Origin of the sequence: Kribbella sp. NPDC049174 (assembly GCF_043197365.1) — a bacterium.
In the GTDB taxonomy this organism is placed as follows: Bacteria; Actinomycetota; Actinomycetes; order Propionibacteriales; family Kribbellaceae; genus Kribbella.
In genome coordinates, this window is the sequence record NZ_JBICSZ010000014.1 from 56,038 (window position 1) to 82,523 (window position 26,486).

At 68.1% G+C, this 26,486-nt stretch carries 23 protein-coding genes; 14 read left to right on the top strand and 9 right to left on the bottom strand.

The features are described 5' to 3' along the window. Position 1 precedes the first annotated feature (1 nt). A complete protein-coding gene (locus ACGFIF_RS40820) occupies positions 2–970 on the bottom strand; it encodes a carbohydrate ABC transporter permease (RefSeq protein ID WP_393162634.1) in 969 nt (322 codons plus the stop codon). A gap of 1 nt (position 971) precedes the next feature. After that, the gene (locus ACGFIF_RS40825) at positions 972–2,327 is read right to left on the bottom strand and encodes an extracellular solute-binding protein (protein ID WP_393162636.1); all 1,356 of its coding nucleotides are present in this window, start codon (positions 2,325–2,327) and stop codon (positions 972–974) included. Between the two features lie 299 nt (positions 2,328–2,626). On the opposite strand from ACGFIF_RS40825, the gene ACGFIF_RS40830 reads away from it, so the two are divergent. After that, positions 2,627–5,032, top strand: a complete 2,406-nt coding sequence (locus ACGFIF_RS40830) for a glycoside hydrolase family 3 N-terminal domain-containing protein (protein WP_393162638.1) — start codon at positions 2,627–2,629, stop codon at positions 5,030–5,032. A gap of 4 nt (positions 5,033–5,036) precedes the next feature. Next, a complete protein-coding gene (locus ACGFIF_RS40835; protein WP_393162640.1) occupies positions 5,037–6,083 on the top strand; it encodes a LacI family DNA-binding transcriptional regulator in 1,047 nt (348 codons plus the stop codon). A 19-nt stretch (positions 6,084–6,102) separates the two neighbouring features. On the opposite strand, the gene ACGFIF_RS40840 is transcribed toward ACGFIF_RS40835, so the two are convergent. After that, a complete protein-coding gene (locus ACGFIF_RS40840; RefSeq protein ID WP_393162642.1) occupies positions 6,103–6,837 on the bottom strand; it encodes a Type 1 glutamine amidotransferase-like domain-containing protein in 735 nt (244 codons plus the stop codon). Between the two features lie 168 nt (positions 6,838–7,005). On the opposite strand from ACGFIF_RS40840, the gene ACGFIF_RS40845 reads away from it, so the two are divergent. The 8 genes from ACGFIF_RS40845 to ACGFIF_RS40880 all read left to right on the top strand — a co-directional run bounded on the left by ACGFIF_RS40845 (position 7,006) and on the right by ACGFIF_RS40880 (position 17,130). Continuing rightward, complete coding sequence (locus tag ACGFIF_RS40845; protein WP_393162644.1) at positions 7,006–9,273, top strand: HelD family protein; 2,268 nt, start codon at positions 7,006–7,008, stop codon at positions 9,271–9,273. Positions 9,274–9,330: 57 nt separating this feature from the next. Further along, the gene (locus ACGFIF_RS40850) at positions 9,331–10,368 is read left to right on the top strand and encodes an alcohol dehydrogenase catalytic domain-containing protein (RefSeq protein ID WP_393162646.1); all 1,038 of its coding nucleotides are present in this window, start codon (positions 9,331–9,333) and stop codon (positions 10,366–10,368) included. After that, the gene (locus ACGFIF_RS40855; protein WP_393162648.1) at positions 10,365–11,582 is read left to right on the top strand and encodes an MFS transporter; all 1,218 of its coding nucleotides are present in this window, start codon (positions 10,365–10,367) and stop codon (positions 11,580–11,582) included. The genes ACGFIF_RS40850 and ACGFIF_RS40855 overlap by 4 nt, the downstream gene beginning before the upstream one ends. Next, complete coding sequence (locus ACGFIF_RS40860; RefSeq protein ID WP_393162650.1) at positions 11,579–11,929, top strand: carboxymuconolactone decarboxylase family protein; 351 nt, start codon at positions 11,579–11,581, stop codon at positions 11,927–11,929. The genes ACGFIF_RS40855 and ACGFIF_RS40860 overlap by 4 nt, the downstream gene beginning before the upstream one ends. Next, positions 11,907–12,284 (top strand): DUF2255 family protein, encoded by a 378-nt coding sequence (locus tag ACGFIF_RS40865; protein ID WP_393162652.1) that lies wholly within the window; start codon positions 11,907–11,909, stop codon positions 12,282–12,284. Before ACGFIF_RS40860 ends, ACGFIF_RS40865 begins: the two co-directional genes overlap by 23 nt. A 21-nt stretch (positions 12,285–12,305) precedes the next feature. Then, on the top strand, positions 12,306–13,274 hold the full coding sequence (locus tag ACGFIF_RS40870) for an aldo/keto reductase (protein WP_393162654.1): 969 nt from the start codon (positions 12,306–12,308) through the stop codon (positions 13,272–13,274). 110 nt (positions 13,275–13,384) lie between these two features. Next, positions 13,385–15,793, top strand: coding sequence for a penicillin-binding protein (locus ACGFIF_RS40875; protein WP_393162656.1), 2,409 nt, complete (start codon positions 13,385–13,387; stop codon positions 15,791–15,793). Between the two features lie 77 nt (positions 15,794–15,870). Further along, complete coding sequence (locus ACGFIF_RS40880) at positions 15,871–17,130, top strand: aminotransferase class I/II-fold pyridoxal phosphate-dependent enzyme (RefSeq protein ID WP_393162756.1); 1,260 nt, start codon at positions 15,871–15,873, stop codon at positions 17,128–17,130. Positions 17,131–17,243: 113 nt separating this feature from the next. On the opposite strand, the gene ACGFIF_RS40885 is transcribed toward ACGFIF_RS40880, so the two are convergent. Then, positions 17,244–18,005: a phytanoyl-CoA dioxygenase family protein gene (locus ACGFIF_RS40885; RefSeq protein ID WP_393162658.1), complete on the bottom strand. Its 762-nt coding sequence runs from the start codon at positions 18,003–18,005 to the stop codon at positions 17,244–17,246. A 91-nt stretch (positions 18,006–18,096) separates the two neighbouring features. Here ACGFIF_RS40885 and ACGFIF_RS40890 point away from each other — a divergent pair, with 91 nt between their 5' ends. Next, on the top strand, positions 18,097–18,840 hold the full coding sequence (locus tag ACGFIF_RS40890) for a helix-turn-helix domain-containing protein (RefSeq protein WP_393162660.1): 744 nt from the start codon (positions 18,097–18,099) through the stop codon (positions 18,838–18,840). A 3-nt stretch (positions 18,841–18,843) separates the two neighbouring features. Here ACGFIF_RS40890 and ACGFIF_RS40895 read toward each other — a convergent pair whose 3' ends face one another. Further along, on the bottom strand, positions 18,844–19,356 hold the full coding sequence (locus ACGFIF_RS40895; protein WP_393162662.1) for a PaaI family thioesterase: 513 nt from the start codon (positions 19,354–19,356) through the stop codon (positions 18,844–18,846). 65 nt (positions 19,357–19,421) lie between these two features. On the opposite strand from ACGFIF_RS40895, the gene ACGFIF_RS40900 reads away from it, so the two are divergent. Together ACGFIF_RS40900 and ACGFIF_RS40905 are read left to right on the top strand one after the other, a co-directional pair. Continuing rightward, positions 19,422–19,922 (top strand): winged helix-turn-helix transcriptional regulator, encoded by a 501-nt coding sequence (locus tag ACGFIF_RS40900; RefSeq protein ID WP_393162664.1) that lies wholly within the window; start codon positions 19,422–19,424, stop codon positions 19,920–19,922. 204 nt (positions 19,923–20,126) lie between these two features. Next, positions 20,127–20,663 carry an excalibur calcium-binding domain-containing protein gene (locus ACGFIF_RS40905; protein WP_393162666.1) on the top strand — a complete coding sequence of 179 codons (537 nt, stop codon included), beginning with the start codon at positions 20,127–20,129 and terminating at the stop codon, positions 20,661–20,663. Here ACGFIF_RS40905 and ACGFIF_RS40910 read toward each other — a convergent pair. The 3 genes from ACGFIF_RS40910 to ACGFIF_RS40920 all read right to left on the bottom strand — a co-directional run bounded on the left by ACGFIF_RS40910 (position 20,603) and on the right by ACGFIF_RS40920 (position 23,536). Further along, positions 20,603–21,505 carry a hypothetical protein gene (locus ACGFIF_RS40910; RefSeq protein ID WP_393162668.1) on the bottom strand — a complete coding sequence of 301 codons (903 nt, stop codon included), beginning with the start codon at positions 21,503–21,505 and terminating at the stop codon, positions 20,603–20,605. The two genes, ACGFIF_RS40905 and ACGFIF_RS40910, sit on opposite strands and share 61 nt — an antisense overlap. 92 nt (positions 21,506–21,597) lie before the next feature. Then, complete coding sequence (locus ACGFIF_RS40915) at positions 21,598–22,146, bottom strand: trypsin-like serine peptidase (RefSeq protein WP_393162670.1); 549 nt, start codon at positions 22,144–22,146, stop codon at positions 21,598–21,600. 31 nt (positions 22,147–22,177) lie between these two features. Then, positions 22,178–23,536: an NAD-dependent succinate-semialdehyde dehydrogenase gene (locus tag ACGFIF_RS40920; RefSeq protein ID WP_393162672.1), complete on the bottom strand. Its 1,359-nt coding sequence runs from the start codon at positions 23,534–23,536 to the stop codon at positions 22,178–22,180. Between the two features lie 230 nt (positions 23,537–23,766). Between ACGFIF_RS40920 and ACGFIF_RS40925 the strand changes: the two genes are divergently transcribed. Beyond that, positions 23,767–25,869: a M6 family metalloprotease domain-containing protein gene (locus ACGFIF_RS40925; protein WP_393162674.1), complete on the top strand. Its 2,103-nt coding sequence runs from the start codon at positions 23,767–23,769 to the stop codon at positions 25,867–25,869. Here ACGFIF_RS40925 and ACGFIF_RS40930 read toward each other — a convergent pair. Beyond that, positions 25,859–26,479, bottom strand: a complete 621-nt coding sequence (locus ACGFIF_RS40930) for a histone deacetylase (RefSeq protein WP_393162676.1) — start codon at positions 26,477–26,479, stop codon at positions 25,859–25,861. The genes ACGFIF_RS40925 and ACGFIF_RS40930 overlap by 11 nt on opposite strands. Positions 26,480–26,486: the final 7 nt, after the last annotated feature.

Consider the following 26,486-nt stretch of genomic DNA (forward strand, 5'->3'; position numbering starts at 1 on the left):
CTCACGCACCTTCCTGCTGGCTGGCCGTCGCACTGCCGCCGAGCCTTCGCAGCAGCAGCGCGAGCCCGAGGCCGACCAGGACCAGCAGGACCGCGATCACACTCGCCGGACCCATCAGGTTCGCCTGGAAACCGCGCTTGTACATGTCGAGAGCGAGCACCCGGGTCGCATCACCCGGCCCGCCCGCGGTGAGAACGAAGATCAGGTCGAAGAAAGTCAGCGACCCGACCAGGATCAGCGTCGATGACGTGATGATCGTGTACTTCAGTTGCGGCACGGTGATGCTGAAGAACTGCCGGACCCGGCCGGCACCGTCGATCGAGGCGGCCTCGTACATCGAGGTCGGGATCTGCCGGACACCGCCTTGGTAGATCAGCGAGTGGAACGGGATGAACTGCCAGGACACCACGAAGACGACCACCCCGAGGGCGAGGTTCCCCTGGCCGAGCCAGTCCTGGGTGAGGAACCCGATCTTCAGCCCGGCGCCGAGCCCGAAGTTCGGGTCGAGCAGTGCCTTGTAGGTGATCGCGATCGCGGCCGAGCTGAGCAGCAGCGGGATGAAGAACAGCACCGCCAGGAACCCGCGGTAGCGCTGCCGGCCGGCCAGGAAGGTGCCGATCAGCATGCTGAGCGGCGTCTGCACCACCCAGGACAGGATCATGATCTCGAAGGTCACCCAGACCGTGTGCGGCAGTCCGGGATCGCTCAGGACCGAGCGCCAGTTGGAGAAACCGGTCGGGCTGATCGGGCCGAGGCCGTCCCACTGGGTGAAGCTGAGGAACAGGACACCGAACAGCGGGACGACGCCGAAGACGATGAAGACCACCAGCGCGGGCAGCGCCATCCAGGCGACCGGACCACTCCGGCCGGCGGCCTGCGTCAGGCGTGGGCGACGGCCGTCCGGGCGTGGCAGTTCGGTGGGCGAGGCGACCCAGCCGGTATCGACCGGGCCGCCGGACAGATCCGTCACCTCACTTCCCGATCACTGCGTTCATGCTGTCCGCGAACTGCTGGGGTGAGATCGACAGCTGGAACAGCTTGGCGATGTTGTCGAGCAGGGTCTCGGCCTGGGTCGGGCTGAGCGCCTGGTCCCAGGACTGGACGAAGGTCTTCGCGTTCGCCGAGGTGTCGTAGACGAAGTTCAGCCACTCGGAGTCGTTCTTGTCGGTGATCGACGAGAGCTTGTCCTTGGAGCTCTTGGCCACCGCGATGTTGCCCGACTTCACCCACGCCTCGACCGAGGCGTCGTCGAGGGTGTTGTTGGCCAGGAACTTCTTCGCGGTCTCCTTCTCGCCGTCGGTGGCCTTCGACGAGATGGACAGGTACTGGCCCGGGTTGCCGACGGTGGTACTCGGGTCGCCCTTGCCGCCGTCGACCGGCGGGAAGTTCATGTACCCCAGGTGGCCGCCGGTGACGAAGTCGCCGCCGGACGCCTTCATGTTGCCGTAGGTCCAGGCGCCGTGCAGCATCATCGCGGCCTTGCCGGTGAACAGCAGCGCCTGGTCGGCGTTGGAGTCGGCGGTGATCGAGGAGAAGCCCTTGATGAAACCGTTCGCCTTGATCAGCTTCTGCATCTCGTCGAGCGCCTTCAGCGCGGACGGGTCGGACCAGCTGTTCGGCTTGCCGTCGAAGATGTTCTGGAACACCTCGGAGCCGCCGATCCGGTCGAACAGGAACTCCAGCCACATCATGTTGGTCCAGCGCGACTGGCCGCCGAGTGAGAACGGCGCGATCCCGGCGCCGTTGAACTTCGGCACCAGGTCCATGATGTCGGCCCAGGACTTCGGCGGCTCGGCGCCGATCTTCTCGAAGGCCCGCCTGTCGTAGAACAGCACGATCGGCGTGGTGGTCTCGACCGGCATCGCGTAGATCTTGCCGCCGACGGTCGCGGCGCCGAAGGCGGACGGGAAGATCGAGTCCTTCAGCGTGGCGTTCTCGCCGAACCACGAGGTCAGGTCCTCGACCTGGTTGGCGTCGACGTAGCTCTTCAGGCCGCCGCCGCCCCAGCCCCAGATCAGGGTCGGCCCCTGGCCGGCGCCGATGGCGGTCTTGATCTTCTGCTTGAACGCGTCGTTCTGGAACTCGGTGGTCTTGAGCTGGGTGCCCGAGTTCGCGTCGTTGAACCGCTTGACCTGCCCTTCCCGGATCGCCTGCTGCGGCTGGCCGGTCAGGAACCAGTACGACGCACCGCTGCCGGCCGCCGCACCACCCGTGGAGCCGCCGGAGCTCTGTGGGCCTGAGGTACCACAAGCAGCAAGGCCGGCCGCGAGCGCGCCGCCGCCGACCAGGCCGAGGAAGGAACGCCGAGATGTCGTGATGGGATCCACAGTGATCTCCGTACTCCATGCCGCGGACCGCTCCACGGCGCATCGGTTGCGGGGTGCCCCAGAGAGACCGCGAGCACCTCGATTAAGACTATGTTTCGTAACGTAGGTTTCGGGAGTTTCGCTGTCAAGACTTGAACTACCGACTTTTTGGGGTCACAGTGAGGTCACGGAATCCCTGCTCTCACAGGCGATCCCCAGACTTCTCGAACACCGTGACGACGTCGGGAAGCAGGATCAGAATCTTCGAAACTTTTTCGATACTTTGTCACGGCAAAGGGCACAGGTTAAGGGAGAATTTCTTGTCCACCTCCGACTCCGCCGGGCCGGCGCCGATCCCGTCCGACCGTCCCTGGCTCGACCCCGCCCTGGCGGCCGAGAAGCGGGCGGAGCTCTTGCTGCAGGCGATGACCCTGGACGAGAAGATCGCGCAGCTCGGCAGCCGCTGGGCCGGCAACGACATGGCCGACCACGAGCTCCCCGCGGAGGAGACGATCAACGTCGCGCCGATGGAGGACGTGTTCGCCGCGGGCGGTTCACTGTCGCTGGAGGAGGCGAGTCGGCACGGTCTCGGCCATCTCACCCGGGTCTGGGGCAGCGTCCCGCAATCGGTCGAGCACGGCGTGGCCGAGCTGATCCGCCAGCACAAGGTGGTGCTCGAGGGTTCCCGGCTCGGTGTCCCCGCGCTGGTGCACGAGGAGTGCCTGACCGGCTTCACGACGTACGGCGCCACCGTCTATCCGGCCTCGATCGCGTGGGGTGCGACGTTCGACCCCGAGTTGGTCGAGCGGATGGCCGCGGCGATCGGGCGCGACATGGCCGCGGTCGGGGTGCATCAGGGGTTGTCGCCGGTGCTGGACGTCGTCCGCGACTATCGGTGGGGCCGGGTCGAGGAGACGATCGGTGAGGATCCGTACCTGGTCGCGATCCTCGGGTCGGCGTACGTTCGCGGTCTGCAGAGTGCCGGTGTGCTCGCGACCCTGAAACATTTCGCCGGGTATTCGGCGTCGAGGGCCGGGCGCAACCACGGGCCGGTGTCGATGGGGCGTCGCGAGTTGCTCGACTTCATCCTGCCGACGTTCGAGACCGCGATCGCGACCGCCGATGCGGCGTCGGTGATGAGTTCGTACTCCGATATCGACGGCCTGCCGGCGAGTGCGGATCCCTGGCTGTTCGCCGAGGTACTGCGTGATGAGTGGGGTTTCGGCGGCACGGTGGTGTCGGACTACTGGGCGGTGCCGTTCCTCTCGTCGATGCACCGCGTCGCCGCCGACAACGCGGACGCCGGTGTGGTCGCGCTGACCGCCGGCACCGATGTTGAACTGCCGGACACGATCGGGTTCGCCGGCCTGGCCGACAAGGTCAAGGCGGGTGAGGTCTCCGAGGATCTGGTCGATCGCGCGGCCCGGCGACTGCTGCTGCAGAAGGTCAAGCTCGGTCTGCTCGATCCCGACTGGACTCCGGAGAGCTCGGTCCGCGAAGGCGGTGCCGACCTCGACTCGGCCGAGAACCGGGAGATCGCGCGGCAGCTGGCCGAGCGGTCGGTTGTGCTGCTCGACGCGGGCACCGCCTTGCCGCTCAATCGCAACCTGCGAAAGATCGCGGTGGTCGGGCCGAGCGCGGGCGATCCGCGCACGCTGATGGGGTGCTACGCCTTCCCGAACCACGTGCTGCCGCGGTACCCGGACCGCGGTCTCGGCGTCGGGGTGATCAGCCCGCTCGATGCCCTGCGCAACGAAATCGACGGCGCGGAGCTCGTGCACGCGAAGGGTTGTGAGGTCACCGGCGAGGACCGGTCCGGGTTCGAGGCGGCGGTGGCGGCGGCACGCGACGCCGAGCTGTGCATCGCGTACGTCGGCGACCTGTCCGGACTGTTCGGACACGGCACCTCCGGCGAGGGCTGTGACGCGGAGGACTTGCGGCTACCCGGCGTACAGGCCGAACTGCTCTCGGCAGTGCTCGACACCGGTACGCCGGTTGTCGTGGTGGTCGTGTCAGGTCGGCCGTACGCGCTCGGCGACATCGCGGATCGGGTTGCCGGTCTGGTTCAGGCGTTCATCCCCGGTCAGGAGGGTGCGGCCGCGATCGCCGGCGTACTGAGTGGACGCATCGTGCCAAGCGGCAAGTTGCCGGTGCAGATCCCGCGGCATGTCGGTGGGCAGCCCGGTACATACCTGCAGCCGGCACTCGGCAGCGTGGAGAGTGCGGGGATCAGCGGGCTGGAGGCTCGGCCGTTGTTCCCGTTCGGGTACGGCTCGTCGTACACCGGCTTCGACGTCGGCGACCTGCGGCTCAGTGCGTCCGAGATCGGGAACGACGACGAGTTCACCGCGACCGTTCGGGTCCGCAACACCGGTGAGCGGGCGGGCGACGAGGTCGTCCAGCTCTATCTGCACGATGTGGTGGCGCGGATCGCCCGGCCGCTCAAGTTGCTGACCGGGTTCGCCCGGGTGACGCTGGAGCCAGGCGCGGCCGCCGATGTCACCTTCCGTGTGCACACGGATCGCACCGCGTACACAGGGCCCGACCTGCGCCGCATCGTCGAGCCCGGTGACGTCGAAGTGATGATCGGCACGTCGTCACAAGACCTGCCGTGTCGGGCTTTTGTCCGGGTTACCGGGGATGTGAGGGTGGTGGGGCATGATCGCAGGCTGACGACCCCGGTCCAGGTCACGCCCGTGGCCGACCAGCGAGTAGGAGGAGGGTGATGAGATGTCGCGGTTGAAGGGTCGCGTCACCCTGGCCACCGTCGCCGGCACCGCCGGAGTGTCGGTCGCCACGGTCTCCAAGGTGCTCAACGGACGCAGCGACGTCTCGCCGGCCACGCGGGCCCGGGTGCAGGAGATTCTCGAGCGGCACGGGTACGTCGGCCGCCGGCCCGAACCGGTCGAGCGGGACAGCGTCGAGTTGTTCTACCAGGGCGTGGTGAACGCGTACTCGGTCGAGGTGATCCAAGGCGTCGTCGAGGCCGCCCAGGTGGCGGGCGTGGACGTCGTACTGAACGCGCATCCGCCGCACCCGCAGACCTCGAGCACCGGCCGGGCCGCGCGCTGGATCCGCGAACTCATCGGCAACGGCCGGCGCGCCGCCATCGGCATCACCAGCGAACTGGCCGACGCCGACCTGGCCGCACTGTCCCGGGCCCGGCTGCCGCTCGTGGTCGTCGACCCGGCGAACATCCCGCAGCCGGACGTGACGAGTGTCGGCTCGACCAACTTCGCCGGCGGGATGGCGGCCACCCAGCACCTGCTGTCACTCGGCCACCGGCGGATCGCGTACGTCGGCGGACCGCCGACCTCAGGCTGCAACCAGGCCCGGATGAGCGGCTTCCGCAGCGCGATGGAAGCCGTCGGCGCGCCGGTGCCACCGGACTACATCTGGCTGCGGGACTTCCTGTACGACGACGGTCTGGCCGGCGGAGCCAAGTTGCTCGACCTGCCGGACCGGCCGACCGCGATCTTCGCCGGCAGCGACGAAGTCGCCCTCGGCATCCTGGAGGCGGCCCGCGCCCGCGGCCTGCGCGTCCCCGAAGACCTCAGCATCGTCGGCTTCGACGACACCGAGGTGGCCCGGCTGGCGTCCCCACCGCTCACCACCGTGAAGCAACCGCTGCGCGAGATGGGCGCTGTCGCGCTGCGCACCGCGCTCCAACTGGCGGCCGGCGAGAAGGTCGACTCCCACCACGTGGAACTGGCGACCAGCCTGATCATCCGCGCTTCCGCGGCCCCCACGCACTACACGTCGATCGCCGCCTCCTAGCGATCTTCGACCCATCCCGTCAGGGCTGGAACAGTTTCCACTGCCCCTCGGAGACGACCTGGGGGACGCCGTCGACCACCTTGATGGCGGTCTCGTCGTCGATCGCGTACGTCGGCGCAGGAATCCGTGCCGCCCACTTCTCCGCGTTGGCCAGGGAAGCGTCGGGGTGGTGCGGGTGCTCCAGGTGCGGGATCACCGCGAAGTCGACGAGTCCCGCTCCCTGTCCGGTGACCAGAATTCTGTCGATGTCACCCCGGGGCGTGGCGAAGACGACGTCCTCCGACTTCAGCGGTCCATCGGTCCCGCGGGGCGGTTCGACGAAGGTCTCGACGAAGGTTGAGGTGACAGCGATGCTCCCGGCGCTCACCCCCACGTAGACAGCCTCGGAGCGCAGCGTCGGCAGCAGATCGGTCAACCCGGAGCGCCGCATCCAGTTGGCGAGAAACAGGGGATCGCCACCCCAGACCAGCAGTGCGTCGGCGTCCCGCACCGTTGGCACCCACGCAGCCTCCTCGATGCTCGGCAGCACCGACAACTCCAGGATCCCCAACGACTTCCAGCCCAGGTCACTCAACCGCGATGAACCCTGGCCGCACATCGCCCGCCACGCCATGCCCGGCCCGCCGGGGAAGGAGTAGATGGCGGTGGGGATGAAGAGGGCATTGGACTCGGAGACCGGTTTGCCCAGCAGGTCGACCAGCGCGTCGTGGATGCTGCTGTTCGTGATCCCGGACGATGTGAGGAGAGCTCTCATGCTCCTACCTTCCCGAGGTAACTCCCAGCGCGCCTGAAGATTGCGGTGGGGCGCGTCATTCGGTACCGTTGTGTGTTTGTGCGGGGACATAAAAAAATGCCCCTATCGGGGCATCTGGTAACAGATTATCAGGAAATTCCGCGGTGCGCAATGGGACGTGGGGGCAGCGTGACGAACGAGGTGCTGGCACGAGAGATCGCCATGGAACAAGGCGATGTGACGACGATGTACGACCGGCTCGACGTACTCCGGGAGCGCGTTCGGGGTGAATTGGCGCGGGTCCAGCGGGAGGAGACGACCGAAACAGAGCAGGCCTACACCGAACGTCATTCATTCACCGAGCTGTTCTCCAGCCGATTCGCACAGTTGTCGTCGGTGGAGCGCGGACTGTGTTTCGGCCGGATCGACACCGGCGGCGGTGAGCGTTTCCACGTCGGCAGGATCGGGCTGTTCGACGAGGACTACGACCCGCTCCTGATCGACTGGCGGACACCGGTCGCCCAGGTGTTCTACCGGGCCACGTCAGCGGCCCCGCTCGGTGTCACCCGGCGCCGGCACATCCGGCTGCACGGCCGGACGGTGATCGGAGTCGACGACGACGTCCTCGACCTGGACGCGCTCGGTGACACCGACCGCCGGTCGCTGATCGGCGAGGCCGCGCTGCTATCGTCGCTCGGCGCCAACCGCACCGGCCGGATGAACGAGATCGTCGCGACGATCCAGTCCGAGCAGGACGAGATCATCCGGTCCGGCCTGCCCGGTGTGCTCGTCGTCCAGGGTGGCCCGGGCACCGGCAAGACGGTCGTCGCGTTGCATCGGGCGGCGTACCTGCTCTACACCTATCGCGAGCAGCTCGCGCGCAGCGGCGTACTGGTCGTCGGGCCGAACAGCACCTTCGTCCGGTACATCGATCAGGTCCTCCCCTCGCTCGGTGAGACCGACGTCGTCCTGGCGACGATCAGCGAGCTCTACCCGGGTGTCGTGGCGACCGCGCCGGAGTCCCAGACCGCCACCCGGGTCAAGGGCGACGAGGCGATGGCCGACGTACTCGCGCAGGCGGTGCGTGACTTCCAGCTGGTCCCGACCGCACCGATCGAGTTCAAGGTCGACCAGTACGAGTTGGTCCTGCGTCCGAGCGCCGTACGGAAAGCGCGGCAGCGGGCCCGGGACACGGATCGGCCGCACAACCGCGCTCGGCCGACCTTCGTGACCGGAATCCTCACTGTGCTGACCAATCAGATCGTCGACCGGCTCGGGCGCCAGTACCTCAGCGCGGAGGACATCAAGGACATCCGCAAGGAGCTCGCCGAGGACGACCGGGTCCGGGCGGTGCTCGACCGGCTCTGGCCCGAGCTCACTCCGCAGATCCTGGTCGCCGTCCTGCTGTCATCGCCGGAGCGGCTCGAGGCCGCGGCTCCGCACCTCACCGACGACGAACGAGCAGCGGTACTGCGTCCGGTCGACGCGGACTGGACACCGTCCGATGTCGCGCTGCTCGACGAGGCGGCGGAGCTGCTCGGCGACACCGACGGAACCGTTGCCGCGCGCAACCGTCAGGAGGCGGACGAGGCCGCGGCCGAAGCCGCCAACCGCGAGTACGCCCGGGGTGTGGTGCAGATCGAGCTGACCGCCGACCGGATGACGCTGATGCCGTGGGAGATCGAGCAGTTCGCCGAGCTGGTTCACCAGCGGACGCAGCTGATCGAGAACCCGGGCACCCTGGCCGAGCGGGCGGCCTCGGATCGCACGTGGGTGTTCGGGCACGTCATCGTCGACGAGGCGCAGGAGTTGTCCGCGATGGACTGGCGGATGCTGATGCGACGCTGTCCGCGCCGGTCGATGACGCTGGTCGGCGATGTCGCGCAGACCGGTTCGGCCGCGGGCATCGGGTCGTGGGCCGACGTACTGGACAAGTACGCGCCGCGGCGGTGGCGGAACGCGCAGCTGACGGTGAACTACCGGACACCGATGGAGATCATGGCGGTCGCGGCCGACGTACTGGCCGCGATCGACCCGACGCTCGACCCGCCGGACTCCGTCCGCGAGACCGGCACCCAGCCGTGGATCGACGCGGTCCCCGCCGATGCGTTCGTCGACGCCCTCGTCACCACGATCAAGTTCGAGCGCCAGTCGCTCGGTGACGGCCGGCTCGCGGTCATCGTCCCCACCTCCCGGTACGACGAGTTGGCCGCCGTACTCCCCGGCGTCGCCCAAGGCCACGACCCGGCCGTCCTGGACGCGGACACCGCCCTCCTCGACGTCGCCCAGTCCAAAGGCCTCGAGTTCGACGCGGTCCTGATCGCCGACCCCGCCGGCATCATCCAGGAGTCGGACCGCGGCCTGTCCGACCTCTACGTCGCCATCACCCGACCCACCAAACGCCTCACCATCCTCACCCCCGGCGACCTCCCGGAGGTGCTGCAAGGGAGGCACTGACAGTGCGTGGATCAGCAGTGACTGCCGCGCGCGCGTAAGGCCGTCTTCACTGGATGCATGCGAGCGACTTACATGTACAAGGCCGGCGACGTGCGGGTCATCGACGTACCGGATCCGGTCATCCAGGAACCGACCGATGCCCTGGTGCGGGTCGTCAACGCCTGTATCTGCGGCAGTGACCTGCACCCGTATCACAACCTCCCCGCGACACCCGGTGGGAGACCGATGGGCCACGAGTTCGTCGGGGTGGTCGAGGACGTCGGCGGTGACATGTCGACCCTGCGGAAGGGAGACTTCGTCATCGCGCCGTTCGCCTGGTCGGACGGAACGTGCGAGTTCTGCCGCGAAGGGCTGCAGACGTCCTGCCGACACGGCGGCTTCTGGGCATCGAACGGGATCGGCGGCGGGCAGGCCGAGGCGGTCCGGGTACCGCTGGCGGACGGGACGCTGGTCAAGGTCCCGGTCGACGTGGACTCGGCGCTGCTGCCCTCGTTGCTGACGCTGTCCGATGTCTACGGAACCGGGTACCACGCCGCGCTGAAGGGTGGCGTCCGGGCCGGCACCACCGTGACGGTGATCGGCGACGGTGCGGTCGGGCTGCTCGCCGTCCTGTCCGCCCGTCAGCTGGGTGCTGAGCGCATCATTCTGATGGGCCGGCACAAGGTGCGGACGGATCTCGGCGTCGAGTTCGGCGCGACCGATGTCGTCGCCGAGCGTGGTGCGGAAGGTATCGCGAAGGTTCGCGACCTCACCGGTGGCGACGGCACGCACGTCGTACTCGAGGCCGTCGGCCACATGCCGGCCTACGAGCAGGCGCTCGGCGTCGTCCGGCCCGGCGGTGTGATCAGCCGGGTCGGCGTCCCGCAGTACGACGACGCGCCGGTCGGTTTCCCGAGTCTGTTCGGGCCGAACATCACCCTGACCGGCGGTCCGGCCCCGGTCCGCGCGTACGTCGACCGGCTGCTGCCCGACGTACTCGACGGGAAGGTCGCTCCGGGCAAGGTGTTCGACCGGACCGTCGACCTCACCGGCGTCCCCGACGGCTACCAGGCGATGCATGAGCGCGAGGCGTTGAAGGTCCTGGTCCGCCCGTGATCTCACGGGCGCGGCCGGGGGCGATCCTGGCGATCATTCTGGCCAGCTACTTCATGATCCTGCTGGACAACTCGGTGATCTTCACCGGCCTGCCGAGCATTCGCACCGAGCTCGGGCTGTCGGCAACAGCGTTGTCCTGGGTGCAGGACGCTTACACGTTGGTGTTCGGTGGCTTGTTGCTGCTCGGAGCGCGGGCCGGGGATCTGATCGGCAGGCGGCGGCTGTTCGTCGCCGGGCTGGCGGTGTTCACCATCGCGTCGTTCCTGGTCGGCGTGGCACCGACCGGCTGGTGGCTGATCGCGGCGCGAGCGCTGCAGGGGATCGGCGCGGCGATCGTCGCGCCGGCGTCCCTGTCGTTGCTGACGGCAAACTTTCCGGAAGGACGCGAACGCACCCGCGCGGTCGGCTGGTACGGCGCCACCGCCGGGATCGGCGCGAGTCTCGGGCTGGTCGTCGGTGGTGCCTGCGCGCACTGGATCTCCTGGCGGGCCGGCTTCTTCATCAACCTGCCGGTCGGGGTGGCGTTGATGGTCGCGGCACGTCGGTACCTCGGTGAGACGGAACGCCGTAGCGGCCGCTTCGACAGCGTCGGTGCATTGACCGCCACCCTCGGGGTGGGTGCGATCGTGTTCGGGATCGTGAACTCGGCCGAGGCTGGCTGGGGTTCGCCGGAGACGGTCGGTGCGCTGGTCGCGGGCGTCGTACTGCTGGTGGTGCTGGTGGCGAACGAGTGGCGCGCGGAGCAGCCGATCATGCCGTTGCGGTTGTTCCGGAGTCGCGAGCGCAGTGGTGCGTACGCCGTCCGGATGCTGTTCCTCGGCGCGATGATCGGGTTCTTCTACTTCACCACGCAGTACCTCCAAGGGGTTCTCGGTTACAGCCCGCTCGAGGCCGGGCTGGGGTTCCTCCCGATGACGGTGGTGAACTTCGCGGTGGCGGTCGCCGTACCGCGGCTGACCCGACGCTTCGGCAACGCCGTGCTGCTTGCATCTGGTCTCGCTGTGACGTTGGCCGGGATGGCTTGGCTCAGCCGGCTCGATCCGGGAGACGCCTACCTGATCAGCGCCGGGTCGCTCACCGCCCACGTCACCACCGCAATCACCGGAAGCGCAGTCCTCCTCGCCGCGGCCCTCGTCATCGCCCTCGCCACCATCACCCCCACCCGCATCGCTCCCCCAGTCCAACCCCGCATCGCAACCGGGAAGGCATCATGACCGACACCCCCACACCGGCCCAGAAGCTCATCGGCGACTTTGCTCCGAAGCTTGTCTCGCTCACCGACGACGTTCTCTTCGGGGATGTCTGGGCGCGGACCGAGCTGTCTCCGCGTGACCGCAGCCTGATCACCGTGGCCAGCCTCATCACCGGTGGCAACACCGAGCAGCTCCGCAGCCATCTGGCCCGGGCGAAGCAGAACGGCCTGACCGAGACCGAACTCAAGGAAGCCATCATCCATCTGGCCTTCTACGCGGGCTGGCCAAAAGCGATGTCTGCCATCACTGTGGCAAAGCAGGTCTTCGCACCCGAAGGGGAGAGCAGTGACCAGCTGGACTGCCGATGAACTGGATCGGATCGGCAACGCGACCGAACTCCGCGTCGCGTCAACGCGCAAGGACGGCACGCTCCGCCGCTATGTCATCATCTGGGTCGTCCGCGCCGGCGACGACCTCTACATCCGCTCCGCCTTCGGCACCGACAACCCTTGGTACCGCCGCGCCAAAACCAGCGGCACAGGCCGCATCAAAGCCGGTGGGGTAGAACGCGACGTCACGTTCGCCGAACCCGCCCCCGACGTCCACCGCAGCCTCGACGCCGCCTATCACACGAAATACGACCGCTACGGCGAAGCCCTCGTCTCCCCCGTCGTCGGTCCGATCGCCGCCGAAGCCACCCTCCGCCTCCTCCCCCGCGACTGACCTCATCCAACAGGAGTCACCATGGAATACACCCGCCTGGGCACCTCAGGCCTGAAGGTCAGCCGGATCGCGTTGGGCTGTATGAGTTTCGGCGACACGTCGCGAGGGTTCAACGAGTGGGCCCTCGACGACGAGGCGGCCGCGCCGGTCTTCCGGCAGGCGGTCGAGCTCGGCATCACCTTCTGGGACACGGCCAACGTCTACGGGTACGGCAGCTCGGAGGAGATCGTCGGCCGCGCGATCACGCAGTACACCCGCCGCGAGGACGTCGTACTGGCGACCAAGGTCCACTTCCCGATGCACGACGGCCCGGGCGGATCAGGCCTGTCCCGCAAGGCGATCCTCGAGCAGATCGACGCCTCGCTGAAGCGCCTCGGCACCGAGTACGTCGACCTGTACCAGATCCACCGCTTCGACCCCGGCACCCCGGTCGAGGAGACCATGGAAGCCTTGCATGACGTGGTCAAGGCGGGCAAGGTGCGCTACCTCGGCGCGTCCTCGATGTGGGCGTGGCAGTTCGCGAAACTGCAGCACGCCGCGGACCTGCACGGCTGGACGCGGTTCATCTCGATGCAAAACCAGTACAGCCTGATGCAGCGCGAGGAAGAACGCGAGATGTTCGGCCTGCTCGCCGACCAGGGTGTCAGCAGCATCCCGTGGAGCCCGCTGGCCAAGGGCCGCCTGGCCAGGCCCTGGGGGACCCAGACCCAACGTGCCGACACGGACCCGGTCGGCCGCCGCTTCTTCGCCATCAACGACCAGCCCATCGCCGACGCCGTCCAACGGATCGCCGAGACCCGCGGCATCCCGATGGCGCAGGTCGCTCTCGCCTGGGTCCTCCGCAATCCCGTTGTCGCCGCACCGATCGTCGGCCCGACCAAGTCCCACCACCTCCCCGACGCCGCGGCAGCCCTTGACGTCGACCTGTCCCCGGAGGAGATCGCTGCCCTCGAGGAGCCGTACACGCTTCGCCCGCCGACAGGCTTCTGAAGGTCATTCAGTGAACGAACGATCACGGTGGGTGAGAACTCTGGGCAGCTGAGTAAAGTCTGTAACGAAAAGGTCCCGGAAAGCCCTGTCCTGACGTAATCTGCCGGACCATGCACAGAGGCGAGCCGGCCCGGCCCCACGTCGTTCAGTCGGTGATTCTGTTCCTGTTGGTCAGCGGTCTCTGCGGCGCACTGGTCGCAGGCCTGGCTCTTCCGTTCGCCGGACTGGCCGGAGTCACCACCGAGAAGGCGCACGACACGGTGCAGTACCTTCCGCAGGACCTGAAGACGGAGCCGCTGGCGCAGAAGAGCCAGATCTTCGCGGCCGACGGCTCGCTGATCGCGACCCTGTACCAGGAGAACCGGACGCCGGTCACGCTGAAGCAGATCAGCCCGCTGATGCTCAAGGCGATCGTCGCGATCGAGGACGACCGGTTCTACGAGCACGGCGCGCTGGACGCCAAGGGCACCCTGCGCGCGCTGCTGCGCAACCAGTCGCAGGGCTCGGTCCAGCAGGGTGGCTCGAGTATCACCCAGCAGTACGTGAAGCTCAGCCTGGTCGCCAAGGCACGCACGCCGGAGGAGATCCAGGCCGCCACCGCGGAGACGTACGAGCGCAAGGTCGCCGAGCTGCGGTACGCCATCGCGGTGGAGAAGCAGTACTCCAAGGACGAGATCCTCAACCGCTACCTGAACCTGGCCTTCTTCGGCGATCGCTCGTACGGCGTCGAGGCCGCGGCCATGCACTACTTCGGCGTCCACGCCTCGAAGCTCAACCTGCCGCAGGCCGCCCTGCTGGCCGGCCTGGTGAAGAACCCGACCGGCTACAACCCGACGAACAACCCGAAGCGGGCCAAGGACCGCCGCGACGTGGTGCTGCGCCGGATGCAGGAGCTCGGCATCGTCACCGCCAAGGAGGCCCGGCAGGCGATCAGTACGCCGGTCATCGACCCGGCCAAGGTCCGCAACGTGCCGAACGGCTGCGCGAACTCGAAGTACCCGTTCTACTGCGACTACATCGTGTCCAAGCTGAAGGAGAACCGTGCCTTCGGCAAGACCAAGGAGGACGCCGAGAACTACATCGAGACCGCCGGCCTGATCGTGCGGACGTCACTCGACCCGAAGGTCCAGAAGGCGGCCGAGGCGTCGATCAAGAAGCACTCCAAGCCGACCGACTCGGCCGTCGCCGCGATCACGATCGTCGAGCCGGGCACCGGTCTGGTGAAGGCGATGGCCCAAAGCCGGCCGTACGGCAGCAAGAAGGGCCAGACGTCGTACAACTTCAACGTCGAGAAGTCTTACCCCGGCGGCTACGGCGGGTTCCAGAACGGTTCGACGATGAAGGCGTTCACGATCGCGGCCGCGATCAGCAAGGGCGTCCCGATGACGTACCGGATCAACTCGCCGCAGACCCTCCCCCTGAGCGGCAAGAAGTTCAGCACCTGCACCGGTACGACGGTCGACGACGACTACAACCCGGTGAACTCGACCAAGACGATCGCGGACCCGTCCATGCTCGACGCGGCCAAGGCGTCGACGAACACCTACTTCCTGCAACTGTCCCAGCAGATCGGCCTCTGCCCGATCGCGACCATCGCATCGAAGCTCGGCATGTACGACGCCCAGACGATGCAACCGCTGGAGCAGGTCGTCTCGTTCACCCTGGGTTCCGCCGGTCTGATCACCCCGCTGATGCTCTCCAACGCGTACGCGACCTTCGCCGCGCGCGGGATGTACTGCAAGCCGCAGCTGATCACCGCGATCACGACCAGCAAGGGCAAAGCGGTTCCGACGCCGGCGCCCAGCTGCAAGCGTGCGCTGTCGCCGACCGTCGCCGACGGCGTCAACTACGTGCTGCAGAAGGTGATGGAGCCCGACGGCACCGGCGGCAAGCTCAAGTTCGGCAAGAGCGACCTGGCCGGCAAGACCGGAACGATCGACAGCAACAAGGCGGTCTGGTTCGCCGGGTACTCCTCGAAGCTCGCCGCCGCTTCGGTGGTCGCGGACGCCAGCCCGCCGTACGACGATCTGATCGGGCAGACGCTCAACGGCAAGAAGATGCGCGACGCGTCCGGTTCGGGGACCGCGGGTCCGATCTGGGAGTCGGCGATGCAGGCCGCGCTGGCGGGTCTGCCCACGAGCCGGTTCGTGGCGCCGGACGACAAGACGATCCGCGGCAACGTGAAGGACCTGCCGTACCTGAAGGGGATGCCGCCGGCCGAGGCGATCGCCAAACTGGCGCAGCTGGGCTTCAAGGCCCAGGTCGCGCCCGCACCGGTGGACTCGGACGCGCAGGCGGGCACGGTCGCCTACACCAGCCCGCGGCAGGAGGACGGCGCGCCGGAAGGTGCGATCGTGACGCTGTTCCTGTCCAACGGCAGCAAGGCGCTCCCGCCCACACCGCCGCCGACGCCGCCCATGCCGCCGATCACGCCGCCGACGATCAAGCCGCCGCCGGGCTTCCCGACCTGCGGGCCCTGGGATCCCAAGTACCCGAACTGCCGGCGCGGCGGCGGCTGACCGTCCTGTGGATATCCCCGACGGGCAAGATCGATGAGTCACTAGGCTGTGGTCAGCAATTGCCTCAGCTGAAAGGGATTCCCGTGACCGTCGACGAGCTGCACCGCGCCCGCCAGGACTACGACGCCCTCGTCGCGCGGGGACTGAAGCTCGATCTGACCCGGGGCAAGCCGTCACCGCGTCAGCTCGACCTCGCGAACGGGATGCTCGATCAACAGGGCGCGCCGGTCTCCGCCGACGGTGCCGACCTGCGCAACTACGGCGGTCTCGAGGGGCTGCCCGAGCTGCGGGCGATCTTCGCCGACGCGCTGCAGGTGCCGGTCGGCCAGCTGCTCGCGGCCGGCAACTCCAGCCTGGAGCTCATGCACGACGCGATCGTGTTCGCGTTGCTCAGCGCCGTACCAGGTGCCGAGCGGCGCTGGGTCGACGAGCCGGAGATCACCTTCCTCTGCCCGGTGCCCGGGTACGACCGGCACTTCGCGGTCTGCGAGCGGTTCGGCATCACGATGGTCCCGGTGCCGATGACGCCGGACGGTCCGGACATGGACGTCGTCGAGCGGCTCGTCGCCGCGGACCCGCAGGTGAGGGGCATCTGGTGCGTGCCCAAGTACAGCAACCCCGACGGCACGGTCTACTCCGACGAGACGGTGCGGCGCCTGGCCGCGATGGAGACCGCGGCGCCGGACTTCCGGATCTTCTGGGACAACGCGTACGTCGTCCATCACCTGACCGACACCGAGACGGAGATCGCCGACGTACTGGCGCTGTGCGCGGAGCACGGTCATCCGGATCGGGCCTTCGTGTTCGGGTCCAGCTCGAAGATCACCTTCGCCGGCAGCGGTGTCGCGTTCTTCGGGTCGTCGGCCGCCAACATCGCCTGGTGGTTGAGCCACACCTCGAAGCGCAGCATCGGCCCGGACAAGATCAACCAGCTCCGGCACGTCACCTTCCTCCGCGACGCCGACGGCCTACGGTCCCACATGCGCAACCTGGCGGAGCTGATCCGGCCGAAGTTCGAGGCGGTCGACAAGATCCTCACCGCCGAGCTCGGTGGCACCGACCTGGCCTCCTGGACCAGCCCGGCCGGCGGGTACTTCATCTCCCTGCAGGTCCCGGAAGGCTGTGCCCGCGCGGTCGTCGCCAAGGCGAAGGACGCCGGTATCGCCCTCACCCCAGCCGGCGCCAGCCACCCGTACGGCGACGACCCCGACGACCGGACGATCCGGATCGCGCCGACCTACCCCGAGCTGCCCGAGGTAGAAGCCGCCATCTCCGGACTGGCCACCTGCATCCGCCTCGTCGGCGCCGAGAAGCTGGCGGCCGACCAAGTTGGCTGACCGACCCGAAGGGCCTGGCCAGTACCTTCGACCGCGCCGGCCTGACCAACCCGGCTGACCGCGCCGACTCACCCCGCGCCGGCTCACCCCGCGCCGGCTCAGCCCGCGTCGGCTCAGCCCGTGCCGGTGACGGCGAGGATGAAGCGCTGGGCGGGACTCAGCCGCCTGTACGTCTCGACCCGGAGGTAGGCCTGCTGGTCGAGCTGCTGCGGCAGATGGCGGAGCGCGAAGTAGGAGTGCATCGCCCGGCGCGGCTTGTCGGTGCGGTTCTGGGTGCCGCCGTGCCACAGGTGGCTGTTGAACACCACGACAGTTCCGGCTTTACCGGTCAGCTGGATCTGCTCCGGGTGCTCGTCACCCGGATTGGCCATCTCGTCACCCGGCATGGTCCCGCGCCGGTGTGACCCGGGGACGACACGGGTCGCGCCGTTCTCCGGGGTGAAGTCGTCGAGCAGCCAGATCGAGTTGCACACCTCGTACGCGCCGGGCTCGACCGGGTGGCCGAAGTCGGCGTGCAGGCCCTGGTGACCCTGACCAGGAAGGGCCGCGCGGCTGTTGAGGGACGACAGCTTGAACTCGCCGAGCACGTGCTTCATCGCGGCCAGGACGCGCGGGTGGCTGAAACACACCTCGAACTTCGGGTCCTTGTTGACCAGGTCGGCGAGCCGGTCGGTGCCGTTCTCCTGGTGCACTTCCAGACCCGCCCGGTCACCTTCGGCGGCGGTGAGCTCCGCCATCCTCTTGTTGAGTCCGGATACCTCTTCCTCCGTGAGAATCCCTTCCAGCGGAAGGAATCCGTCGCGGTCGAGCTGCTCCTTCTCGGCGGGTGCGAGTACGTCGTCGGTCACGCCGAGGTCGTGAAGTGCGGTCGCCATATCCATCACAAGCACTCCTTTACCGATGCACGAATCGATGTCAGCATCGATCGGACATGCCGGAGAAACAATGCAGAAGGCGACAGTGGTTATGCACAAATCGCTTCGACTGCTCGGCGCCGGCGTACACACCGCGGGGCCGGGCAAGGACTACCCGTCGCATGCGCACACCTCGTGGGAGCTGGTGTACTACGTGCGCGGACGGATCACGTGCCCGGTCGGCGCCGAGACGTACGCCGCCACGCCGGGGACCGTGCTGCTCACCCCACCGCGGACGTGGCATGCCGAGCTCAGCCGCACCGGCTACGTCAACCGCTTCCTGCAGGTCGACGCCGCGGTCGGCATGCCTTGGCCACGCGTCTGCTTCGACGACGGCGAGCGCAGCCTGGGCAGGGTCTTCGACGCGCTCGTCCGCGAGAGCACGCAGCCCGGCGACGACAGCGACCGGCTGTGCTCCTTGCTGCTCGGCGAGCTCGACCTGCTGCTGCGCCGCGCCACGGCGGCGCCGCTGACCGCGGCGGAGCAACTGGTCGTGCAGGCAGAGCGGATCTTCGAGGAACGCTTCGCCTCGGGAATCCGGGTCGCGTCGGTCGCCGCCGAGCTCGGCATCTCGCCGTCCGGGCTGCGGGCGTCCTTCGCGCGGTTGCGCGGCACGAGCCCGCGCGCGGCGCTGCAGCACGTCCGGCTGCGGCACGCGCTGGGCCACATCCGCAACTCGACGTTGACGTTGCAGGCGATCGCGGAGCTGACCGGCTACGACTCGGTCAGCCACCTCAGCCGCCACGTCAAGGCCGCGACCGGGTCGGCGCCGGGTGCGTTGCGTACCCCCGAATGACTCTTACTGCGTGGGGATCTCGAAGATCAGGCAGGTCGACGTGGCATGCGCCAGCAAGGTGCCGCGCTCGTCGAAGAGGCGGGCTTCGGCGACCGCGGTACGGCGTCCCCGGCTGATGACAGCGCCTTCGCAGCGCAGGAGACCCGAGGCGACGGTGACCGGCTTGATGAAGCGGGTCATCAGGTCGAGTGAGGTGTAGCCGACGCCGGCCGGGAGCGTCGAGTGCACGGTGCAGCCGGCTGCCGTGTCGAGCAGGGTGGCGATGATCCCGCCGTGCACCGTGCCGAGCGGGTTGTAGTGGAACTCCTCCGCCGGCATGAAGACCGTGACCTTGCCCTCCTCGACCTCGATCCCGGTCCCACCGACCAGCTGCAGGATCGGCGGCGCCGGGATCTTCCCGTCCCGCATCGCCTGCAGCATCTCCAGCCCGGAAATCGCGCCGAGCGACGCCGCCGTCCGCGCCGGGTCGGACCAGGAGAAGGTACGGCTGCGGGTCGCCTGCTGGGTCTCAGTCATGGACCGAGCCTCACACCACCCACCTGGGTCTGTCAACGAGACCTAGCACTCACTACGATGGCACGATGAGCGCGACGTACGACGCACTGGACTGGTCGGTGGACAACTGCCCGATCGGGCGGGCGATGGAGATCCTCGGCGAGCGGTGGACCGTGGTGGTGCTGCGCGAGGTGTTCAACGGCATCCGCCGGTTCGACGACCTGCGGATCCGGACCGCGATCCCCCGGCAGGTGCTGTCCAACCGGCTCGGCAAACTCGTCGACCACGGCATCCTCCGCCGGGTCCCGTACCGCGAGCCCGGCGCCCGGCAACGCGACGAGTACCGGCTGACCGAGAAGGGCTTCGATCTCTACCCGCTGCTCATCGCCATCCGCGACTGGGGTGACAAGTACCTCGTCGGCGAGGAGGGCTCGCCGCTCACCATCACCCATCGCGACTGCGGTGCCGTCGTCCACACCGAGGTCCACTGCGAGTCAGGCCACACCGTTGTGTCACCGCGCGACGCCGTACCGCGACCGGGTCCCGGCGCCCGCCCGCGGCGCCCCACCGAGCGTTCAAACGTATGAAATCAAGGCTTTTCGGACCCCGGCCCTCACTCCTCGCATCGTTCTCGGTAGGGTGCTGCGGCGACGAACAACCTCTCGGGGAAAGGGGGTTGCGTGAGGCAGTTCAACGCGCCGCCTGGCTGGCCTGACCCGCCGAATGCCAGATGGCGACCGCCCAAACGCTGGGGTCCTGCTGAGTCCTGGCCGCCCGCGCCCGCAGGGTGGGTGTTCTGGGTCGACGAGGACGGACGTCCGGTCCGTGGGCCGATCGGCCGGTACGGCGGTCCGAGCATCATCAAGCTCGGCGCGGTCGCGGCCGTCGTACTCACGTTGATCGGTCTGGTGCTGTTCAACCCGTTCACTGGAGGCGACGACTCGGCGACCACCGCGGCACCGACGGCTGCGGTCGAGACGACGCCGGCGCCGGAGGGTACGCCGACCGGACCCGAAACCGCGGCTCCGACGACCAGCCCGACCACGGCGCCCACGCATGTGCCGACACAGACGCCGACGCCGACGCAGACACCGAGCGGGACGCCGACCGAGCGACCGACGTCACCGCCGTCCACGACCACGTCGAGCACCCCGACGCCGACCGAATCCACGACGGCACCGACCGGCTCCAGCGAGGCCGTCGTGTATCAGAGCTGCGCCGAGGTCCGAGCCGCCGGCAAGGCACCCTTGCACCGCGGCGACCCGGGCTACTCCGAAGAGCTCGACAAGAACGGCGACGGGACGGCCTGCGAGCGCGGCAACTCCTGACCGCCGTCTCGCAGTCCCTCGTTCCACAGCTCCTGGGTCTGGAGGATCCAGAAGATCGCGAACAGGGTGATCAGCACGCCCTCGATCCACAGCACCGCGTGCTGCCAGCCGAACAGCGCCTTCCAGGCCAGCATGACCAGCGGTACGACGACCATCCCGAGCGCGATCACGGAGTACCTGTTCGCCGGCACTGACCGAGTGTCCGCAGGCTCCTCCTTGCGGCGGAACTGCTTGGCGTTCAGCAGCACCACCGCGATGATGCAGACGAACATGACGACGGCCGCGGCATAGTGCGCGTTCTCGGTGAATCCCTCCCGATCCAGGAAGAACCAGGCGATGCCACCGCCGAAGATCGCCAGCGCGACCGCGAAGCCGAGCAGGTACATCGGATTCCGGTCCGACCGCGAGAGGTGGGCCCGGAGCACGAACACCGCGGTCACCAGCAGGCACGGTGCTCCGACAACGAACAGGGCCAGCATGTTGTTGGCGATGTTCGCGGCCGTGTCGCCCAGCACCACCGGCACCGATCGGCACGCACCCTGTCCGGGTGTCGGCACCAGCGCGACCGCGGGCGCGAGGATCCCGGCCACGTTGAGCAGGATGTCCTCCCGCTCGGTGTTGCCCTTCAGCACCACCATGCAGAGGCCGATCGAGATCAACGCGCCGACGAAGATCGCCTGCACCGGGGTGTAGTAGTAGGCGCTGATCGAGGTCTGCAGACAGCGCGGATCCGTCTTCGACCACTCGATCACCAGCGCCGCCCCGAGCAGCACGACCATGGCGACCATGGCCATCCGCAGATAGCGGTACGTCTTGATGGAATAACCAGCAGGCTCAGCCATGTCGGCCCCCTCGAGCAAGCTCCCCCTACATCTCGCAGTATGCGCTCGCGAGGGCCGCACGGCAGCAGCACGTGCGGCCCACGCGTGTCGGATCAGCCGGCCTGGGCCGTGGTGTAGACGTTCTGCGCGTCGGTGCCGAAGTACGGGCCGAACATCCAGGTCGGGATGAAGTTGATCTTGTAGCTGTTCACCGAGTTGACGATGCCGGCGCCGGTGGACTCGCTGAACTGCAGGAACCAGCCACCGCCGCTGGAGCCGCCGGTCATGTCGCACGTCATCCCGATCCCGTCGGAGATGAGTGCGTCGAAGGTCGAGCCACTGCAGTAGATCAGCTTCGAGCCGTCGTACGGCGCCGCGGCCGGGTAACCGAAGGCGTACATGTTCTGGTCGCGCGCCTGGTTGAACGCGATGCCCTGACCGCCGACCACGTCGGTGAGGTTCTGGCCGTTGAGCGGGTTCACCGCGGCGGCGCCGACGTCGTAGTTGATGTCCTCACTGGCCACCCACTGCGGTGTCGCGTAGGTCTTCTTCGCCGTCCAGGTCCCGTACGGCGTGCTGCCGTTGTTGTACGCCGGGACGAAGACCCAGTTGGTGTGGAACGCGCCGTCGAGTTTCACGCAGTGCCCGGCGGTGTGCGCCACGATAGGCCGAAGACGCCCGTTTCAAAACCCTTTACAGGCGGATCGACTTCTTGTTCATGAACTCCTCGATACCGGCCGGGCCGAGTTCGCGGCCGATGCCGGAGCGTTTGATCCCGCCGAACGGGAGGTCGGCCTGGGAGCCGCCGGCGCGGTTGAGGTAGACCATGCCGGCGTCGATCCGCTCGGCGACCCGGCGAAGCCGATCGGGGTCGGTCCCCCAGACGCTGGCGCCGAGACCGAACGGGGTGTCGTTGGCCAGCCGGACCGCGTCGTCCTCGGTGTCGGCCCGGAACACGATCACGACCGGCCCGAAGATCTCCTCGTAGTACGCGTCCATCCCCGGTGCGACATCGGTGAGCACGGTCGCTTCGAGAAACGCACCGGGCTCGATCCGGTGACCGCCGGTCCGCAGCGTCGCGCCCTGCTCGACCGCCTTCGCGACCTGGCCCGCGACCTCGTCCGCCGCAGCGATCGACGCGAGCGGCGGCAGCTTCGTCTCCGGGTCGGCCGGATCGCCGGGCACGTAGTACTCCGCGACCCGCTTGGTCAGCCGGTCGACGTACTCGTCGTAGATGTCGGCCAGCACGATCATCCGCTTCGGCGCGTTGCACGACTGGCCGCAGTTCCGCATCCGCGCGGTCGCGGTGGCGTTGACCGTCTCGTCCATGTCGTCGGTGTCGAGCACGATCAGCGGGTCCGAGCCGCCGAGTTCGAGCACGGTCTTCTTCAGGTGCCGCCCGGCCTCGGCGGCGACCGACACACCGGCCTGTTCGCTGCCGGTCAGCGAGACGCCCATGATCCGCGGATCGGCCAGGATCGCCGGGATCTGCCGGCTCGACGCGAACGTGTTCACATAGACGTCGTCCGGTACGCCGGCATCCCGCAGGACGTCCTCGATCGCGCGGGCCGAGCGCGGGCAGATCGACGCGTGCTTGAGCAGGATCGTGTTGCCGAGCACCAGGTTCGGCGCGACGAACCGGGCCACCTGGTAGCACGGGAAGTTCCACGGCATGATCCCGAGCAGCGCGCCGATCGGGCTCTTGGTGATGACGGCCCGGCCGCCCTTGATGTCCAGCGGCTCGTCGGCCAGCAACGCCGGCCCGTGCTCGGCGTAGTACCGGAAGATGTCGACCACGATGCCGATCTCACCGCGGCCCTCGTTGATCCGCTTGCCCATCTCCAGCGTCATGATGTTCGCGAACTCGTCGGCCCGTTGCTCGAACAGGTCCGCCGCCCGCGCCACGATCGCGGCCCGTTCCACCACCGTCCGGCTTCGCCAGCCCGGGAACCCGGAGTGCACCCGGCCGATCGCCTCCTGCACCTCCTCGTTCGTCGAGTTGGCCACCTCCTCGACCAGCTCACCGTTCGCAGGGTTCGTCACCACATACATGGGTCCTCCATCCACAGACGACGCAAGCGCTCAGGCTAACCACTTCTCTCCATACTGTATACAGTGGTTTCATCTGTTGTGGTCAGCGGTGTCGACAAGGCAAGCTCATCCACGTCCTCGCTGCGCTCCGGGCGCGGATGAGGCACAAGAAGCACTGTGTTTGACGGTGAACTCGCTCCGCTCGTTCACTGCAGCCCGTTGTCCCGCCCTGAGTGATCGGATGCCCGCCCGTGTCTGAGCAGCGGAAATTTCGTCTTGCCCTGCGACTGGTCGCCGTACTGGCCGCCGTGTCGGTCCCTTCGCTGGCGCTCGCGTCGCCGAGCGCGACCGCTCCCCCGGATCCCGAGAACGCCTGGCAGTACCCGCATTGGCCGCAGCAGCAGCCGTGGCAGGAGTCCGGCGTACAGCAACGGATCGCGTCCACGACCGGTAACGGTCTGCCTGGGCCGATCGACCCGCAGAACTGGGAGAACCCGGACCACATGACCTGGAGCGACTATCGCAAGCCGCCCGGGACGAACTGGTCGGACCCGAACGTCAAGGGGTCGACCAGGACGTTCAAGGGTGCGCTGGTGCTGGTCGACTACCCGAACCAGGACTTCGTCGTGACGAAGCCGAAGGGGTCGACGCCCTTCGGCAACCCGAGTGCCGAGGCGAACGGCGTACCCCGGGAACAGGTCGCGGAGTTCTACAAGAACTTCCTGAACACCCCCGGCACGCTGAACCGCGGTCACACCATCCACGAGTACTGGATGGAGGACTCCGGCGGCCGGTACGGCGTCGAGTTGACCGGCTTCGGCCCGTACCGGATGCCCGGCAAGTCGCACGAGTACGCGATGGAGTTCCAGGGCGACGGCGCCTGCCCGGCCGGCGACACCTGTAACAAGAACATCCGGACCGACGCCCGCGCCGCCTGGGTCGCCGCGACCGGACCGGAGGTGCCGGCCGGTTTCGACTTCGTCTTCTACCTGAGCGCCGGCCAGGACGAATCGTCCACCTGGCAGGAGTTCGGGATGATGAAGTTCCCGACCAAGGAGGAGGTCACCGAGGAGTTCGGCCCGCCGGACCCGAACCTGCCGAACTGGTCGAACACCCGGTACGTCGACTGGACCTCATGGGCGGCCGGCGCGTCGATCTGGCCGAACGCCGGTGGCGGTTCGTCGACCCAGGCCGAGAGCTCCGGCATGGGCGTCTACGCGCACGAGCTGAGCCACATCCTCGGGATCGGCGACAACTACAACAACCCGTACGGCGTACCGCCACGGCGCGCGTACACCGGCATCTGGGAGATGCTCAGCCGGGGCAGCTTCAACGGACCCGGTGGACCACACAGCCGGTGGATGATCCCGGCGACCGGCGGCGGGTCGATGGGCGCACAACACATGCTGCGGAACAAGATCAAGCTGCAGATGGTCGACGAGCAGAACGTGCTGCGGCTGTCCCGCGACGCGTTGAAGTCCTCGGGGGTGGTGATCGCCGACGTCACCGCGCGGACCGTGCAACCGGGACCGAAGGGTCTGGCCGGCGTCAACATCGAGCTCGGCGCCGCCGGTGATCTCGCGCCCGCGTGCGACATCACGACGGATCCGATGTGCGACGGCCGCGGGTACCAGAACTACACGGTCGAGGTCGTCGACCGGATGGGCACCGACTCGTTCACGCCCGACTCCGGCGTACTGCTGGCGAAGACGAAGAACGAGGACCGGGCACCGTTCGAGTGGGTCATCGACGCGAACCCGCAGGACATCGGCATGACCGACTACGTGCTGCCCGACGGCACCGAGGTCCCGATCACCATCGGCGACTACCGTCAACTGTCGGACGCGCTCTTCCACGCCGGCACGAACTCGGGCAGCGAGTACGAGTACACCGACGCCGCGAACCGCCTGCACTTCTACATCACCAACGTGAAGCGGGATCACCAGGGCGTGCTGTCCTACACGGTCGCCATCCGATCCCTCGACGGCGCCGGCGCGCAGAAGCGCGGTGTCCGCGTCACCCCGACGGCCGCGGTGAAGGCCCAGAACGGCGTACTGACCTGCAAGTTCCCGCTCACCAACACCGGCAAGGCAGGCACCGCCGGCCAGCACCCTGAGGACGTCACGTCGTACCTGAAGGGCGACGTCTACCGCCTCACCGCCAAGATCGACGGCCAGGGCTGGTCGATGTCCCTCCCGAACGCCCTCACCACCGCCAACGCCGGCCAGCACACCACCGTCCCCGTCCACGCCAAACCCGGCACGTCGACCCTGGCCAAGATCACCCTCACCGCCACTTCCGAAAGCGACCCCACCAAGAAGTCCACCGCCACCTGCATCGCAGTCAAGCGGTAAGGGCAACCAGCTCGTCCAACGTCCACACGCTGCTGACGCCGGGCGCGGAGAGGAGGTACTCCGCGACCCGGCCGGCGGTCCAGCCGTGGGACTCGATCAGGCCTGCGGTGATCCAGCGGAGGTACGGCGCGGTGGGTGCGACCGGCTCGAGGTCGGCGGCGGTGCCGTGGGTGACGGTGAACATGGGTATGCCGTCCTGGTCGCCCAACCGCGCCACGGTCTCGTAGCGGCCGGGGCCCATCGTGTGGACTGTCTCGACGTGGGGCAGCAAGCCGGCGAGGTCGTCGGCGAACTCGCCTCCGGGCTCCCGGCGCATCTCCTGCGCAGCCACGTCACCCAGCTGCTCCGGCGTCAGCAGGTAGGCCCGCCCGGCTACCCGCCCCGGGCCGGCGGCGTCGTAGAACGCCGAGCCGCCACCCCAGACCCTCGACGCACCCGCGAAGACGAGTCGGCCCGGCACCTCGACGCCGACGATCCGCTCGGGGTCGCTGCGGTCGCGGCAGCCTGGGTACACGCGCGCACCGCCGGCCGGGCGGCCGCCGGCCAGGTAGCAACGGAAGCGGCCGAGAGCCAGGTTGGAACCGTAGGCGACGTACCAGACTCGCTGCATCGAACCT